This window comes from Acetanaerobacterium elongatum, assembly GCF_900103835.1.
Lineage (GTDB): Bacteria > Bacillota > Clostridia > Oscillospirales > Ruminococcaceae > Acetanaerobacterium > Acetanaerobacterium elongatum.
Window position 1 is genome coordinate 56,685 of sequence record NZ_FNID01000015.1, and the last position, 15,857, is coordinate 72,541.

The window sequence follows — 15,857 nt, forward strand, 5'->3', positions numbered from 1 at the left end:
AGGCAAAGGGGTGTTTAAACGGCGTGGAGGTTGTTGTATCGCATCAAACCGTTCTGTTTCTGCAGGCTTGCCTGCTGGGCTTTCTGCTGGGGATTTTTTACGAGATCTTCAGAATCCTGCGGCTGTTGATTCAAACGGGCCCGGTAGCTATTTTTGTGCAGGATATACTCTACTGGTCGGTTAGCGCACTTATTTCGTTTTTGTTTATCCTTGCGGTGAACTCGGGGCAACTTCGTATCTTCCTGTTGCTGGGCATCGTAATAGGAATGGTGGTATATTTTCTTACCCTCGGTGTACTTGTTATGAAGGCTTCCAAGGCTATTATAGCCTTCATTCATCGGGTAATGAGGTTTATCTACCGTAAGCTTGTTGCTCCGGTACAGCGTTTTATGGGCATTACCCGCCAAAAAGCGGACCGTTTTGCAAAAAAAGTTGAATCTAAGAATAAAATAATCAAAAATAATATGAATTACAGCTTGAAACAATACCGTCTTTTATTGTATAATTTATTACACACAACAAAATCTGAAAACATACACTATACCAAACAAAAACGAGGGATTGGCGAGTATGAAAAAAAGCGTGGAAAGAAAAGGAAAGATTCCTCTCATCATTAAGCTCATCATTGTAGCAATATGCGCGGTTTCAATCTTCTCTTCCATCCAGTTGGGTGTTACCATCTCTCAACAAAAGCATGAACTGGATCTCATCAATAACCAGATTGCCGAACAGACGCTTCAAAACCGTGAGATCAGCCAGTTGATCACTTCTGCTGATGACGGCTACATGGAGCGCATGGCACGGGAAAAGTTGGGCTATGTTTACCCGCAGGAACAGGTGTATGTTGACGTTTCGGGTAATTAGAAGTGTTTTATAAATTTAATAGCTTTTCTATAATGATTAAGGAGGATAAACTTTTCGTATGCAGCTTGAGGTAGGAAGTTTAGTAACCGGAAAGGTGACCAGTATTACCAAGTTCGGCGCTTTCATTGACCTGGGCGAGGGGAAGACAGGTATGGTTCACATCTCTGAAATTGCGCCTACATATGTCAATGAAATCAGGGATCACCTAACCGAGGGGCAAGAGGTTAAGGTAAAGGTTCTTACCGTTGGGACTGACGGCAAGATTGGCCTTTCCATCAAAAAGGCGATTGATAACCCTCCGCCCGCAGCACACAGCCCTCAAAAGCCTTTCAGGCGCGAGGGTGGTCGGGGCGGTGCTGACTTTGGCCGCCGTAATAACGAAAGCATGACCTTTGAGGATATGATGAACAAGTTCAAGCAGTCCAGCGACGAAAAGATGTACGACCTCAAGCGTAGCGTTGAATCCAAAAGAGGCTCCAGTGGTACTAAGCGCGGTGCCAAATTCGGCTGACAACCTATTCAAGTCTGATGATGCAGGCTGGTTTAGCCGCTTTTTAAAATAGGCCAAGCAGGTGTTGGTATTGGTTTAATCGGCCCATACCGGCACCTTTTCTCTTGTTTTTGCAAACCAACATGAAAGGGCAAGGTTCTTTAGATGAATATTATCAACGCAAAAATCTATACCATGGAAGATAAAATCATTCCAAACGGCTACATTACCGTTGAGAACGGCAAAATCACTGCGGTGGGTGAAATGTCAGGCTTTGCGGTCACTTCCGCCGATATCTTGGATGTAAACGGCGCCGGGGTTTATCCGGGCTTTGTAGACGCCCACAGCCACCTTGGCATGTGGGAGGATGGGCTTGGCTTTGAGGGCGACGACGGCAACGAGGCTACCGACCCGTCTACTCCGCACCTCAGGGGTATCGATGCAGTCAACCCAATGGACCACTGTTTTGAAGAGGCCTACCGAGCCGGTGTTACCACCGTGGTAACCGGCCCCGGCAGCTCCAACCCAGTGGCGGGGCAGCTGGCCGCTATAAAAACCTATGGAAACCGGATTGACGATCTCATTGTCAAGGAGCCGCTGGCCATTAAGTTTGCGTTGGGCGAAAACCCCAAGGGTATTTATCACGGCAAGAACGAGGCGCCCGAAACTCGTATGGCTACTGCTGCCATTATCCGTGAACAGCTTTATAAGGCGAAGAAGTATCTGGAGGATAAGCAAAAGGCTGCGGAGGATGAGGATTTTGATGAGCCGGATTATGATATCAAATGTGAGGCGTTGCTGCCGCTTTTGCGGGGCGAGATTAAGGCACACTTTCACGCCCATCGCGCCGATGATATCTTTACCGCCATGCGGCTGGCCCGTGAGTTTAAGCTGAATTATGTGCTCATCCATTGCACCGAAGGGCACCTGATTGCCGACAAGCTCCGCGCCGAAGGGGCGGATGCTGTGATCGGGCCGCTGCTTTGCGAGCGATCCAAGCCCGAGCTGCGCAACCTTACCCCCAAGACAGCCGCGGTGCTTCACAAGCAGGGCGTTTCCATTGCCATCTGCACCGACCATCCGGTAATCCCCATACAATACCTGCCCTTAACCGCGGGGCTTGCGGTTCGTGAGGGGTTACCCTACGAAGAGGCACTCAGGGCCATTACCATCAACCCCGCAAGAATCTGTGGGCTTGAGGAGCGTATTGGTTCGATTAAGCCGGGCAAGGACGCCGACCTTGTGGTATTTGAGGGTGATCCGCTCTCAGTTTATACCACGCCGAATATGGTCTTTATAAATGGTTTTAGGGTAATATAAACGAAGTTCATTTATACATAAAAATAACTAAAATCATTCACAACCCAACTCTTTACTTTCGAGTGTAAATGTGCTATTATTAAACCATAGATTAGACACTTTAATCAAAAACAGCATAGCTTATCTTTAAAGATTTAGCTATGATGTATAAATGGTTTAAGGGGATGTGTGTATGAACATTACAATCAGAGGCCGTAAAATCAACCTGCGTGATTCCTTCAAAGAGAGGGCTGAAAAGAAGCTAAAAAAGTTTGACCGCTTCTTTGATAGTAATGCCGATGCCATTGTAACTGCCTCACTGGAGCGTGACCGTTTTACGGTCGAGATTACCATCAAATCACAGGGTATGCTCTACCGCTCCGAAAAAACCGCGGGAGACCTGATTGTGGCATTAGAGGCTGTTACCGATTCCCTGTTCCAGCAGATTGTTAAGAACAAAGCCAAGCTGGAAGCCAAGCTGCGTGACGATGCCTTTACCAAGCCCGATGAAAGCTACCTCTACGATTATGAGGAGGGCGATTCCGAGTATAAGATTGTGCGTAATAAACGCTTTGTTGTAAACCACATGACGGTAGATGAGGCCATACTGCAGATGAACATGCTCGGCCACGAGTTCTTCATGTTCCGTAATGGCACTACCGACGAAATCTGCGTGGTTTACCGCCGCAAGGATGGGAACTACGGCCTGCTTGAGCCGAACCCAGACCGATAAATTTAAGCCGAATTCATGCGAGGGAGCGAAAGCCCCCTCGCAATTTATGTTCAGGCGCTGCCGCATGGCGGGTATCCGTACGTGGCAGAATGATACTAATCTCTCATTAAAACCTTTTTTAAAAATCCTCGTAAGAACCCACCTTAAATTAAAGCATTTTACTTGTTTTTTAGAGGCTTTATAATCAAGATAAGTATAAAAAAGAACACATATGCTTTGGCAGTTGAAAGGATAAAAACCCATGAAACCATTTACCATCTCGTGCCCCTGCATCTTTGGCCTGGAGGGCATTCTGGCCGATGAAATCAAACGTTTCGGCGGGCAGAATGTAGCGGCTCAAAACGGCAGAGTGTTGTTTGAAGGCTCCGAAGAGGATGTTGCGCGCGCGAACCTCTATCTGCGTACCGCCGAACGAGTACTGATTGTGCTGGGCACCTTTCAGGCCAGCAGCTTTGAAGAGCTGTTTCAGGGTGTTTTACAGCTACCGCTGGAGGAGTTTATCGGTAAGAAGGATGCCTTTCCGGTAAAGGGATGGTCACTCAATTCTCAGCTGCATTCGGTCCCAGACTGTCAGGCAATCATCAAAAAAGCCGCGGTAAGGCGGCTGGAAGGCGTTTATCACCAGTCTTGGTTTGAAGAAACCGGCCCCATTCATCAAATACAGTTTTCCATCCTTAAAGACGAGGTTACCGTAATGCTGGATACGTCCGGCGCTGGGCTTCACAAGCGCGGCTACCGCAAGGATGCCACCGAAGCTCCCATCAAGGAAACCCTTGCGGCAGGCATTGCGAATCTTGCGCGTGTAAAAGGAAGCTCCACGGTATATGACCCGTTCTGCGGCTCGGGCACCTTCTTAATTGAGTCGGCTCTCTATGCGCTTAACATTGCGCCTGGTATTTCCCGCCATTTTACGGCAGAGGGTTGGGACTGTTTCAGCGCTGCTGTGTGGAAGCGGGAGCGTGAGCGCGCCATGGAGTCTATTGACCGCCACGCCTCCTTTGCCGCCTACGGCAGCGATATCCTGCCCGATGCAGTAGCGCTGACCACCGGCAATGCCAAAAAGGCCGGTGTGATATCCCGCATTAAAGCTACGGTTGCAGATATTAAGGATTTTACTATTCCAACCGAAAGCGCTATTGTGCTTTGCAACCCGCCTTATGGCGAGCGTCTGCTGGATATTAAGCAGGCCGAGGAATTATACAAGGTTATGGGCCGCATGTTTGAGAAACGTCCGCGTACCAGTTATTATATCATCTCCCCCCACGAAGAGTTTGAGCGGCTGTTTGGCCGCCCCGCAGATAAGCGCCGTAAGCTATATAACGGCATGATTAAATGCCAGCTGTATATGTACTTTAAATAGAACAACCTAAAAACGCCCCGCAGCTGGCAGATACCAGCTGCGGGGCGTTCACATAGTTATTATCTCAACTTTTCCAGTATATTGGCTATCTCTTTGGGCTTTAATACCTTTCCGTAAGAAACCACGCGCTCATCCACCACCAGCGCGGGGGTAGACATCACCCCATAGGCCGCAATATCCTTAAAATCGGTTACCTTAATAAGTTCTGCCTGCATGCCGAGCTGTTCCAAGGCAGCCTTGGTGTTTTCGGCCAGTGAAACACAGTTCTTGCACCCGGGGCCTAAAACCTTAATGGTCATATCACATCATACTCCATTCTTAGTTTACAATTTATACATATAGAAAAAATTCTATATATTATTATAAACAGCTTCTATACTATTGTCAACCCGAAATATAGTGAAAGCCATGGTTTATTCAGGAACCATTGCATAGAATCACTTGGGATGGTATAATCTGAAATCAATAGTAACAGCATTGCGGAAAGGAAGCATTCTTATGAGAGAATACCCCTACAAAAAGGTAGACGCATTTACATCTGCCGGTTCTTTAGGCAACCCTGCGGCCTGCATTTATCTAAAGGAGGATCAGCAGCTTACCCACGAAGAGATGCTTTCGATAGCAGTGGCCCATAAGTATTTCGTTTCCGAGATGGTATACTGCAGCGAGACACCATCCGGCATTCATCTTACCTACTATTCCTCTGAGAGTGAGGTGCCCTTCTGCGGGCATGGAACCATCGCCTGTATGCATAGCTTAATTAAAAATTCACCCCGGTTAATCCAAAAGCCGGAGATAGAGATACAGACAAACCTGCAGGGCAGCCTTACGGTATATAACCGTATTAAAGAGCAGGACGCGGTTTATATCACAGCCCCTCAACCGGAGTACAGCGAGGTAGCCATATCTGCGGAGCTTGCGGCGGCAAGGCTCGGAATCCGCAAAGAGGAGCTAAACCCTCAGCTGCCCATAAAGGTTGTCGGTGCGGGGATGAAAACACTCATTGTACCGATATTATCGCTGGCTACCGAGATTGCCATAACCCCCGATTTTGAACCGCTGAAGCAATTATGTGAAGAAAATAAGATTGATATCGTACTTATATTTTCACTTGAAACCGCTGCACCCGAGTTTATAGCGCATACCCGCGTATTCCCGCCCAGATACGGTTATCTTGAAGATCCCGCCACCGGTTCGGGCAACAGTGCGTTCGGTTATTATATGCTTCGGCAGGGTCTTTGGAACGGTGAAGCCGCAGCTGTAGAGCAGGGTGCAGCGGGGGTAATTTATAACACCGTGCGGCTTGCAACGTTAAATAACCGGGTACTGTTCGGCGGCGGTGCTGCCGAGCGGATTTCGGGGGTTTATTATCTCTAATTTCAGCCTTGAAGACCTGCTAACTGTTTAGTTTATATTATCTGTTACTCTCCACAAACCACCGGTTCTGTTCCAAAAACAAGTAGGCCTCCTTGCCTGCAATCCTACAGGTGTAGCGGATTCCCGCTCCACCTGTTTTTTGCGCCGCAGCGCGCCGGATATCCAGCACCCGGTCGATATAAAAGATATGGTCATCCTCCCAGCGTATCGCTTGGGGAATAATTACTCCGTCACGGGTAAACGAGGCTGTCACGTCAACATAAACCTTTTTCATAACAAATCGCCTCCGTACTCGTTAAAGACATCCTGCTCCTCTTTTCCGTCCAACCCAATCAGCTTTTTGTCACTTAAAAGAAGGGCACGCTGTATGCTGGTGTCGCCAAACCGGCTGCGCAAGGTATCCACCGTTTTTTCAATACATTCACGCTTTACCCTTTTCTCCTCATCCGTATAGATGTCGAGCTGCAGGCAGTCGTCATGGTACATCAGGTCGCAGGCCCGAACCCCGATGCTTCGGATAGGATTACACCAGTTGTAGTTTTTTTGTAATAATTCATAGGCCTTCAGGGCCAGTTCTCCCGAAAGGCAGCTTGGGTTTTCCAGTTTGCATTGGCGCTCAAATGAGTGAAGGTTTACATCCCGCACCGAAAGCACGACGGTCTTGGCGTAAAATCCCTGTGCGCGCATCCGTGTGCAAACGCTCTCCGCGAGCATGTAGATTACCAGCCGCACATCCTCGTTGTTCTTGATGTCGCGCGGCGTGGTGGTGCTGTTCCCGATGGATTTAATTTCCCTTGGTTGGTCGGTGATCCTGCGTACAGGGGAGGAGTCCAACCCATTGGCATAAGCATGGAGCATCAAGCCCCACTTGCCCAATATCCCTTCCAGAAGCTGTGGCTGTAGGCGGGCGATATCTCCGATGGTGTGTATGCCGTACCCCCCCAGCCTTTTGGCGGCGGCTCTGCCCACAAAAAGAAGGTCGGAAGCTGGCAGCGGCCAGACAATCTCCTTAAAATTATGTTCTGTTATCACCGTTACGGCATCGGGCTTTTTATAATCGCTGGCAAGCTTTGCAAACACCTTGTTAAAGCTAACACCAATCGAAACAGTAATGCCAAGCTCCTCTTTAATGCGTTCGCGTATGGTTTGCGCGATCTCCTCACTGTTACCGAAGATGCCGCTGCCTGTAACATCCAGCCAAGCCTCGTCCATGCCGAAGGGCTCCATCTGGTCGGTATACTCCAGATAAATCTGCCTTGCAAGTGTGCAGAAGCGGGCATAGAGCGGCATGTTGGGCGGTACCACTACAAGGTCCTTGCACTTTTGCTTGGCCTGCCACAGAGCCTCGCCGGTTTTTACGCCAAACCGTTTCGCAATCTCGTTTTTGGCAAGAATAATGCCGTGCCGGGCCTCCACACTGCCACCTACCGCTACGGGGAGACCGTTTAGCTCGGGGCGGTGCAGGCACTCAATAGAGGCGTAACAGTTATTAATATCGATGTGCAGAATCGATCTTTTCATCGACGAACACGCCTTTCCGACAAACAGCTTACTTAAAACCCTTATTAGAACATATGTTCTTATCGCATTTATTATACGTCTCTGAGGTACTAAAGTCAATCATTTCTATGATACAAATTCCGGAAATGAATATAACAAACAAGCCAATTCTTCGCCTATCCGCTATGGCATAGGAAAAGAATCGGCTTTTAAAAGAGTACTGCAAGGCTAACCTTTAATATGGTTCATACTCAGAATATCCTGCGCGGTTTTGCCGATATAGGCGTTAATCTTATCAAAATCGGTTGCGGTACGGTAGATTTTTTCAAGCTCCTCCTCCGCCTCACGGGCTTGCTGCAGCACAGAGGAAGCTGCATCGCTAAGCTCCTGTGCCGCGCGGCGGTTAAACGAGATACGCTGCTTGCGTACCGAGAGCTTTTCAAGGCTTGTAAAACGCCGTGCATGTATCGTTCGGCTGTCTTCAAAATCAAAGGAGTGCCATTTGTTGGAGGTTACAAAGCCAAGTCGCAATTCTGGTACCAAGATGTGTTCGATCTTTTCAAAAGGAGAGATGGGGCAGTAGCAGCAGATGAGTTCATGGCCGCTTTCCGTCAGGCTGTGGCGCAGCTTATGCAGCGCGATATTTGAGGCGGCGCCGAATTCATCATCAAAGACATAAACCTTATCGCAGTAATACGAGATTGTACTGTCAAACCGCATAACACCGCTGGGTGTAACAGCGCTTAAAAAACGATAACGCTCTTTCCCGGGTATGTTTTTGCGTGCTTTTACCTCTTTTTGCAATGTCCTTGCCACAAAGGAGGCAATTTTATCCTCATCGGTACAGTTGAGTGCCAAACGATAGGTATCGTTTAACAGCGAGCCGGTGGCCGAGATAAAGCGAACGCTTCGTTCCAGCAGCTGCGTGCTTTTATCGGTGAGGGCCAGAATCTCCTCACGCCTGTCACGCAAAAGCTCCTTGTTGCAGCATTCGCCCAGCGGAATAATGGTTTCAAAGGCATCATAATAACGGGGTTCCAGCACGTGGGGGGAAGTGCCATCCATTACCGCGGCCCGCAGGGAGTGAAACAATACGCCGTCGTAACAATCAGGGTTCAAGGAAGAGTGTATAAGCTCGATATTATCATCATATTTGGAAAGCAGTGCTATCAGCTTTTTGATAAACTCGGTTTTGCCAAGCCCAGGGCCACCCTTTAGTATGTAAGTGTATCCGTCGTCTTCTATGTTATAACACTGCGCGTAACGCGAAATAAAGCCTTGCGGCGCAACCGCTCCCAGAAAAAAATTTGCGGAAGAACTTCCGCCGTTGCACATGAATCATCCCTCCACCCAATTGGTCAGTATATAGGCAATGTTTAAAAAGCCATCTGCGAATTGCAACGAATTTGAACGAAAAACCGTTTAAATCTAACTTTTAAACATGGCCCAGTAAAATGTAAAGAACTGTACAGTCCAGAATATTCAAAAATCTAAAATTGGTTCCTTTCTTGATTCTCATACAGATAAAATTTGAATAAAACCATAAACAATAAAGTCGAATGCCAATCTTAATCTTCGTATATTTACGCAGGGAAAGAAAACAATAGTTTTGTCGGCCTTTTGAGCCGCGGTTAAAAACTGAGAGGAGAAATAAACTATGCCGCAATTATTCTGCGAGGTTTCCACCTGTGCTCATTATAACGATAATTATTGCTGCAAAGAGAAGATACAGGTAGACGGCAGGCAGGCAGATGCGCAGGATTCAACCAGCTGTAAAAGCTTTTACCCCAAGGCGGAGGGCTTTACCAATTCGGTTGAAGCTCAGCATTCCGTTCCGCAGCAGCAGGTAGGTGTAAGCTGCATGGCTGAAAAATGTGTTTACAATACGCAGCATATCTGCACAGCCGATAAAATCGAAATTACCGGAGAGGATGCCGAATCGCACGAGGATACTCTTTGCTCCACCTTCAGGCGCGATTAGTCAATTAGTACTATACAGGCAGTGCTAAATCAACAAACAGGCGGCGGGTGTTCTGAACATCCCGCCGCTTACTGTTATCATCCTAATAATTCAAGCCTATAAAAGCAGTGTTTAGCTGTCGTATTGTACATCGTAGGTTATTACCGGTTTGATGCTGTTGAAGGCCACCTTTACGCGATACATTTTATCAAAAACCTCTTCACTTTCCATGCCGTGCGGGCGATTGTTCCGGCGAAGGCCAAACAACTCATCGGGGCTGCCGGAAAGATAGTTTACTCCCGGCTCACTGCTCAGGGTAGCGGCAAACCCCATCTCGCTGATGATATCTACCGACTCACGGCAGATAATCCCATAGGGGTAGCTAAAATCAACGGGTAGAATGCCGGTTTTATCGCGGGTCTCCTCCTGCATTCGGCCAATATCGCCTTCTAATACCGCTTTGTAATCCGCCAATGATTCCTTCCTTAGCTTTGCGATGCCCTTGCGTGTACCGTCCTTGTAGCTGTTTAGACTATAGCTTTGGTTTACCACTTCAACAAGGCCGGATTCGGTAACCTCCCGCAGTTCCTTCCAACGCATAAACGCGGTGGTACCTACCGGCTGCTCACTGGCCTTGTCAATATCAGCCCCAACAACCGAGAAAACCGCCTTCGTTTCGTATTTTTCAAGCAGAGGGAAAGCAATTTTATAGCAGCTCTCAAACCCACCGTCAAAGGTCAGGATAATCGGCTGATTGGGCAGGGGAGTGCCTTTATAGCAGTATTCGGTAAGGTCCTTCAGGTGGATAGCGGTATAGCCGTTTTCGCGGATATAGATAAGATCACTCTCAAGCTCCGAGGGCAGGATGCTGAAATCTCCGAGTCCATCCTTCTGCAGTTGGATGGAATGGTAGGTTAGTATCGGCACGCAGATGCGATTAGTAATATCCAGCGCCGACTTTGCTGTTGCCTTGCTGCTGGTCATCCATACGCCCGCAATTATCATTACAACTACAGCCACTATTGCGCATATAACGGCAATCAATCTGCCGTTTACCCGAATACTCATGGTGCAATCCCCTTCTTATGTTATTACCCTGAAATAAAAGCGCAAAAGATAGAAGTAATAAATCATATGTTTAGAGATATGCAATCATGAGCAAGGGCAAGCCTTTAAAATGGGTAATATTTATGGTAATATTGGTAATAGACTTAAGCTTTTTCCGCTTCTTACGAAGTGTACTCATTGATGAACGGATGGAACAAACGATGACTTTAAAGAAGAATGATATTATTCCACTGGAGATTACGGATATCACTAACGAGGGCAACGGCGTTGGCCGTGCAGACGGCCTTGCCGTTTTTGTGCCGATGACGGTTGTAGGAGATATCCTTCGCGTTCATATTACGAAGGTACTTAAAAGTTACGCTTACGGGATTGTTAAGGAGATTGTTGCCCCCGGCGCAGGCCGCATAACAGCCGATTGTTCGGTGTTTTCCCGCTGCGGGGGCTGTTCCTATCGTCATATGTCCTATGAGGCCGAGCTAAACATAAAGAAAAAGCAGGTTTTTGATGCATTAAAGCGCATCGGCGGCCTGCATTTTGAAGAACAAATGATTATCCCGTCCCCTCAGACGGAAGGTTACCGGAACAAGGCACAATATCCGGTGCGCGCTGATGAAAACGGACACTGCATCGCGGGCTTCTTTGCCCAGCGGAGCCATCGACTGATAAGCTGCACCGATTGTACTCTTCAACCGAAGCTGTTCGAAGAGGTAACCAACGAGGTGCTTGCGTTTGCAAACCGATATAAAATCCCGCCATACAAGGAAGAGAACGGCTCCGGCCTACTGCGGCATATTTACCTGCGCTATGCGGGCGCTACGGGGGAACTGATGGTCTGTCTTGTTATCAACGGCAAAAATCTGCCCCATGCCGATATGCTTATTCAAACGCTTACAGAAAAGCATCCGCAGGTGAAAAGCATTGTTCTGAACCATAACCGTGCCGATACAAACGTAATACTAGGGGAGAAGTGCACCACCCTTTACGGCAGCGGTACCATCACCGATATCCTGCGCGGGGTGAAGGTGCGGCTTTCGCCGCTGTCGTTCTATCAGGTAAACCGTCTGGGCGCAGAACGCCTGTATGAAGCCGTGGAGGAATTCGCCCAGCCCAATGAAAGCGACCTGCTGCTTGACCTTTACTGCGGAGCGGGCACCATTGGCCTTTCAATGGCACGCAAGGTAAATAAGCTGATAGGGGTAGAGATTGTACCCGAAGCGGTGGATAATGCCCGCGAAAACGCCGTACTCAATGGCTTTAGCAACTGTGAATTTCTGTGCGCAGATGCCTCCGGTGCTGCCTTGGAGCTTGAAAGACGCGGGACAAAACCGGATATCATTATTCTTGACCCGCCGCGCAAGGGCAGTGATTACGAGTGCCTAAGTGCCGTTGTACGCATGAACCCTTCACGGATTATAATGGTATCCTGCAATCCGGCCACCCTCGCGCGAGATTTAAAGCAGCTGGAGGAGCTGGGGTATAAGGCTGAAAAAGCTAGGGCAGTGGATATGTTTCCGAGGACGGCCCACGTCGAGTGCGTGGTATTGATGTCAAGGGTTGAAAATCAGCCGTAAAAAAGGGCTTGAAATAAGGGCATTTCAAGGTTTTTGCCATAAAAACCACCGCTCGGAAATTGCCTGATTCTTACTTCGAGGGAACATGTCAAAACGAGCTTAAAACCTTGTGACAGAGCGATTTAGATGTCAGTGCTTGGCGAGTAGTCAGTTTAGATGTCAGAGGTTCGCGTGTGGTCGATTTAGATGTTTTTTGAAAAACCCGGGCTTGTGTGGTCGGGTTGAATGTATCTGTTATTTATCCATGATTTTTGTTACGTTTCTATTGTTTATGTTCATGGATAGGAAATTATAATTTTTACAAAGGAAGGTATGTATGGAAAATAATATTAATGATTATTTAACCAATGGTGAGTTATTTAGTAAACTCAGTGATTTTACGCGAATTGTAGATCCTTTACAAAAAAGAGTTATTGAGTACAGAAACAAGGAGGTTCCAATTAACAACATCCACTGTTTTGATTTTTGGGGTAAAAACAAAGTGTGCGATAATTGCATCTCCATGAGGGCTTATAACGACAACACGACATATGTAAAAATTGAGTATAACAAAGACAAAACATACATAGTGACTGCAGTCCCCTATATTTTAGATAACAGAAAGGTTGTAGTCGAGATTCTCAAAGATATTACAAACAGTTTATTTTTTGAATCGCTTGACGATAAGGGTAATGAATTGACAGGAATTCATGCGCTTATTGATAGTATGAACAAACTTGCTTTTGAAGATCAACTTACGGGGCTGTATAACCGACGATATATTATAGAAAAGCTACCTGTTGATCTTTTGAACGCTACGCTTTTATCAAAAGAAATATCTATTATTATGACTGATATTGACCATTTTAAAGCCGTTAACGATAATTACGGACATCTTGCCGGTGACGAGACGTTGAAAAATGTTGCCCGAACATTATCCGGATGTATTAAAAGAGGAAGCGACTGGGTAGCAAGATATGGTGGAGAAGAATTTTTGATTTGTATGCCTGGAGCTGATCTTGAAACTGCAAAGTCAGCAGCCGAATGTATGCGAAAGTCAATTGAAAGATCTGTAATCGAATATAATGGCAAGCAATTTAACATAACTGCAAGCTTCGGTATTCATTACTTAAAATCACCAGAAAGTGAGAGCATTGACGAGTTGATAAAACATGCTGATGAAAAGCTGTATTTGGCTAAAAGTAACGGACGTAATAGAGTTGAATATTAAAAAATAAATGGGATTGAAATTTTATTACAAGATGGAGGAGGTAATGATATGGGAAAATATGCATGTTCTGTCTGCGGATTTGTCTATGATGAGGCAAATGGAATTCCAGAAGCAGGCATCGCACCGGGCACAAAGTGGGAAGAACTACCCGAAGATTGGGTCTGCCCTCTCTGCGGTGCAGCAAAAGCGGAATTTGAGAAGCAGGGTGAACCTGTAGCACCTGAAGAGAAAAAGCCAATATCTACAATTGAGTCGTCCACAGACATGAAGGAGATGTCTCCACTGGAGATTAGTGCACTCTGTACTAATCTGGCGCGAGGCTGCGAAAAACAGTATAAGCATCAGGAAGCGGCCCTCTTTACTGAATTGGCTGAATATTTTAAGACAGTATCGGCACCTGCCAAAAACCCTAATTTTGACAAGCTAATTGCTCTAATCGAAAAAGACCTTGAAGAGAGTTTCCCGCATGCAAATTCCGTAGTATCCGATGTCAAAGATCGCGGAGCACTACGAGCGCTGGTTTGGAGTGAGAAAGTCACGCGCATTTTGAAGTCGCTTTTGACCAGCTATCAAAAAGAAGGCGAAGCGATGCTTCAGAATACTGGTGTTTACGTTTGTACAATTTGTGGCTTTGTCTACATAGGAGACACCCCGCCTGATATTTGTCCTGTGTGCAAGGTACCAAACTGGAAGTTTGAAAAAATCGAAGGGAGGTAATCAGAATGTCTAAGAAATATGCGGTAAGGAATATTCGCTTATGCACAAAGGACTGTCTGTGTCTCTATGTATGTCCAACCGGAGCAACAGATACAGAAAACAGTATTATTGATGTTTCAAAGTGCATAGGCTGCGGAGATTGTGCAGACGCCTGCCTGTCCGGCGCGATTTCGATGGTTCCGGTAGAGTATCCCCCGCAGCAGCCTAAAACCGAAGTGGTCGTCAGCACTTTAAATTCCCTTTTGCGCAGCAAATCGGAGCAAGAGATGATCGCCGCCGGATTGCCGGGAAAACTGGCTGCCGCCATTGAAAAATCTAACCACATTATGGCGGAGGATATTATCCGCGAAGCGGGCTATATGCTTCCTCAAGGGGATAACGCTCTGGCGTTTTTGCGGTCGCTTCTCGACCAAAAGCAACCAGATGAGTTTCCGAAAGAGGTTGTGGAAAAATTGTTAAAGGCATTCAGTAAAAATGAGGAGGATAAAGAAATGAGCGAAAAAACAACTTTTGACAATTTGATGGAGGCATTTGCCGGAGAAGCTCAGGCAAACAGAAAGTATCTGGCTTATTCCAAAAAAGCTGAAAAAGACGGAAAAATCAATGCAGCAAAACTTTTCAAGGCTGCTTCTGACGCTGAAACCTTACATGCCTTAAAGCATTTTGAGGTAGCGGGAAAAATCCACTCAACAACCGAGAATCTGAAAGACGCCGTTGCGGGAGAAACCCATGAGTATAGGGATATGTATCCTGATTTTGTGAAACAGGCCGAAGCGGAAGGAAACAAGGCGGCACTGATGTCTTTCACCTTTGCGATGAAAGCCGAAGAGGTTCATGCGAGACTCTATCAGGAAGCGCTGGACAACCTTGACGAAACGGAGGAGGTTTTCTATTACCTCTGCCCCGTCTGCGGAAATATTGAGAAATTTCAACCGGATAAATGTAGCATTTGCGGCGTTCCGGGGGACAAGTTTATCAAGTATTAATATTGTTGGATAGATAAAAATTTTACGAGGTAAAAAATATGCCTGACTTTGGACATCCCTTTTCTGGACTTGCGAAAGAGCGTAAAATCAGTGACCAGGAACTGATTCGTTCCATTCGGTTTATGATTGCCGCAGAATATGAAGCCATTCAGCTTTACATGCAATTGGCAGAATCAACCGACAACAAATTGGCTATCGAGGTTTTGAAGGATATCGCCGATGAAGAAAGAGTTCATGCTGGTGAGTTTTTAAGACTATTAAAGGAACTTGACCCCGACGAAGAAAAGTTTTATGCCGAAGGCGCTGAAGAAGTAGAAGAGGAAATTGAAAAGTTGACGAAATAGCAAAGCTTAAAGATATGTGAAACAAGGCACCCTACGCTAATTTGTGATATGCTCCCTTTATGAGAGACAGTGAAATAACAAACACTGTTCATCATGAAGGGAGTATTTTTATGCCACAAAAATCTAAAATAGAGGTTACTGAAAAAGTTAAAATCACTCGAGAGTATGTATCTGGGAAAATTTCAAGAGAGGAAGCCGCCAGACGAGCCAAGGTTGCACCTGCATCAATAGCCAGATGGGCTCGGATATATCGACAGGAGGGTGCTTTGGGTCTTGCCCCGACAAAAAAGAACCGCGTTTACAGCTCCGAATTAAAGAAGAAAGCTGTCTTGGAATATCTTGCTGGCGGATGTGGTCTGCACACTATCTGCGAAAAAA

At 46.6% G+C, this 15,857-nt stretch carries 19 protein-coding genes and 1 pseudogene; 15 read left to right on the forward strand and 5 right to left on the reverse strand.

The annotated features are described in order from the left end of the window. Window positions 1-23: 23 nt before the first annotated feature. The 6 genes from yabQ (at window position 24) to BLR50_RS07130 (ending at window position 4,746) form a co-directional block, all read left to right on the forward strand. The gene (gene yabQ / locus BLR50_RS07105; RefSeq protein ID WP_162840357.1) at window positions 24-617 is read left to right on the forward strand and encodes a spore cortex biosynthesis protein YabQ; all 594 of its coding nucleotides are present in this window, start codon (window positions 24-26) and stop codon (window positions 615-617) included. Continuing rightward, window positions 571-864: a septum formation initiator family protein gene (locus tag BLR50_RS07110; protein ID WP_092640000.1), complete on the forward strand. Its 294-nt coding sequence runs from the start codon at window positions 571-573 to the stop codon at window positions 862-864. Before yabQ ends, BLR50_RS07110 begins: the two co-directional genes overlap by 47 nt. Window positions 865-922: 58 nt before the next feature. Beyond that, entirely contained in the window at window positions 923-1,375 is a 453-nt protein-coding gene (locus tag BLR50_RS07115) for a S1 RNA-binding domain-containing protein (protein WP_092640002.1), read from the forward strand. A gap of 144 nt (window positions 1,376-1,519) precedes the next feature. Continuing rightward, on the forward strand, window positions 1,520-2,674 hold the full coding sequence (locus BLR50_RS07120) for an amidohydrolase (RefSeq protein ID WP_092640004.1): 1,155 nt from the start codon (window positions 1,520-1,522) through the stop codon (window positions 2,672-2,674). A 172-nt stretch (window positions 2,675-2,846) separates the two neighbouring features. Continuing rightward, a complete protein-coding gene (gene hpf / locus BLR50_RS07125; RefSeq protein WP_092640006.1) occupies window positions 2,847-3,386 on the forward strand; it encodes a ribosome hibernation-promoting factor, HPF/YfiA family in 540 nt (179 codons plus the stop codon). A gap of 241 nt (window positions 3,387-3,627) precedes the next feature. Further along, a complete protein-coding gene (locus BLR50_RS07130) occupies window positions 3,628-4,746 on the forward strand; it encodes a THUMP domain-containing class I SAM-dependent RNA methyltransferase (protein WP_092640008.1) in 1,119 nt (372 codons plus the stop codon). A gap of 59 nt (window positions 4,747-4,805) precedes the next feature. Here the strand turns inward: BLR50_RS07130 and BLR50_RS07135 are convergent, their stop codons facing one another. Next, the gene (locus BLR50_RS07135) at window positions 4,806-5,045 is read right to left on the reverse strand and encodes a thioredoxin family protein (RefSeq protein ID WP_092640010.1); all 240 of its coding nucleotides are present in this window, start codon (window positions 5,043-5,045) and stop codon (window positions 4,806-4,808) included. A gap of 199 nt (window positions 5,046-5,244) precedes the next feature. On the opposite strand from BLR50_RS07135, the gene BLR50_RS07140 reads away from it, so the two are divergent. Further along, window positions 5,245-6,123 carry a PhzF family phenazine biosynthesis protein gene (locus tag BLR50_RS07140; protein ID WP_092640012.1) on the forward strand — a complete coding sequence of 293 codons (879 nt, stop codon included), beginning with the start codon at window positions 5,245-5,247 and terminating at the stop codon, window positions 6,121-6,123. A 37-nt stretch (window positions 6,124-6,160) separates the two neighbouring features. Here the strand turns inward: BLR50_RS07140 and BLR50_RS07145 are convergent, their stop codons facing one another. From BLR50_RS07145 to BLR50_RS07155, 3 genes are all read right to left on the reverse strand, one after another. After that, window positions 6,161-6,397, reverse strand: coding sequence for a hypothetical protein (locus BLR50_RS07145; protein WP_092640014.1), 237 nt, complete (start codon window positions 6,395-6,397; stop codon window positions 6,161-6,163). Then, window positions 6,394-7,644 carry a DNA polymerase Y family protein gene (locus tag BLR50_RS07150; RefSeq protein WP_092640016.1) on the reverse strand — a complete coding sequence of 417 codons (1,251 nt, stop codon included), beginning with the start codon at window positions 7,642-7,644 and terminating at the stop codon, window positions 6,394-6,396. Before BLR50_RS07150 ends, BLR50_RS07145 begins: the two co-directional genes overlap by 4 nt. A gap of 207 nt (window positions 7,645-7,851) precedes the next feature. After that, the gene (locus BLR50_RS07155; RefSeq protein ID WP_092640018.1) at window positions 7,852-8,958 is read right to left on the reverse strand and encodes a hypothetical protein; all 1,107 of its coding nucleotides are present in this window, start codon (window positions 8,956-8,958) and stop codon (window positions 7,852-7,854) included. A 322-nt stretch (window positions 8,959-9,280) separates the two neighbouring features. On the opposite strand from BLR50_RS07155, the gene BLR50_RS07160 reads away from it, so the two are divergent. After that, on the forward strand, window positions 9,281-9,604 hold the full coding sequence (locus tag BLR50_RS07160) for a DUF1540 domain-containing protein (protein WP_092640020.1): 324 nt from the start codon (window positions 9,281-9,283) through the stop codon (window positions 9,602-9,604). A 111-nt stretch (window positions 9,605-9,715) separates the two neighbouring features. On the opposite strand, the gene BLR50_RS07165 is transcribed toward BLR50_RS07160, so the two are convergent. Continuing rightward, window positions 9,716-10,651 (reverse strand): polysaccharide deacetylase family protein, encoded by a 936-nt coding sequence (locus BLR50_RS07165; protein ID WP_092640022.1) that lies wholly within the window; start codon window positions 10,649-10,651, stop codon window positions 9,716-9,718. 122 nt (window positions 10,652-10,773) lie between these two features. Here BLR50_RS07165 and rlmD point away from each other — a divergent pair, with 122 nt between their 5' ends. From rlmD to BLR50_RS07200, 7 genes and pseudogenes are all read left to right on the forward strand, one after another. Further along, window positions 10,774-12,222: a 23S rRNA (uracil(1939)-C(5))-methyltransferase RlmD gene (rlmD, locus tag BLR50_RS07170; RefSeq protein WP_341465414.1), complete on the forward strand. Its 1,449-nt coding sequence runs from the start codon at window positions 10,774-10,776 to the stop codon at window positions 12,220-12,222. Between the two features lie 316 nt (window positions 12,223-12,538). Continuing rightward, window positions 12,539-13,432, forward strand: a complete 894-nt coding sequence (locus BLR50_RS07175) for a GGDEF domain-containing protein (protein ID WP_092640026.1) — start codon at window positions 12,539-12,541, stop codon at window positions 13,430-13,432. Window positions 13,433-13,480: 48 nt separating this feature from the next. Beyond that, the gene (locus tag BLR50_RS07180) at window positions 13,481-14,149 is read left to right on the forward strand and encodes a rubredoxin (RefSeq protein ID WP_092640028.1); all 669 of its coding nucleotides are present in this window, start codon (window positions 13,481-13,483) and stop codon (window positions 14,147-14,149) included. A gap of 5 nt (window positions 14,150-14,154) precedes the next feature. Continuing rightward, a pseudogene (locus BLR50_RS14710) lies at window positions 14,155-14,313 on the forward strand (4Fe-4S binding protein); the annotation flags it as partial. A 327-nt stretch (window positions 14,314-14,640) separates the two neighbouring features. Beyond that, the gene (locus BLR50_RS07190) at window positions 14,641-15,135 is read left to right on the forward strand and encodes a rubrerythrin family protein (RefSeq protein ID WP_092640040.1); all 495 of its coding nucleotides are present in this window, start codon (window positions 14,641-14,643) and stop codon (window positions 15,133-15,135) included. Window positions 15,136-15,173: 38 nt separating this feature from the next. After that, window positions 15,174-15,479: a ferritin family protein gene (locus tag BLR50_RS07195; protein WP_092640030.1), complete on the forward strand. Its 306-nt coding sequence runs from the start codon at window positions 15,174-15,176 to the stop codon at window positions 15,477-15,479. Window positions 15,480-15,589: 110 nt separating this feature from the next. Next, window positions 15,590-15,857 (forward strand): helix-turn-helix domain-containing protein (locus BLR50_RS07200; RefSeq protein ID WP_162840358.1); only part of this gene is annotated, 268 nt, incomplete at its 3' end.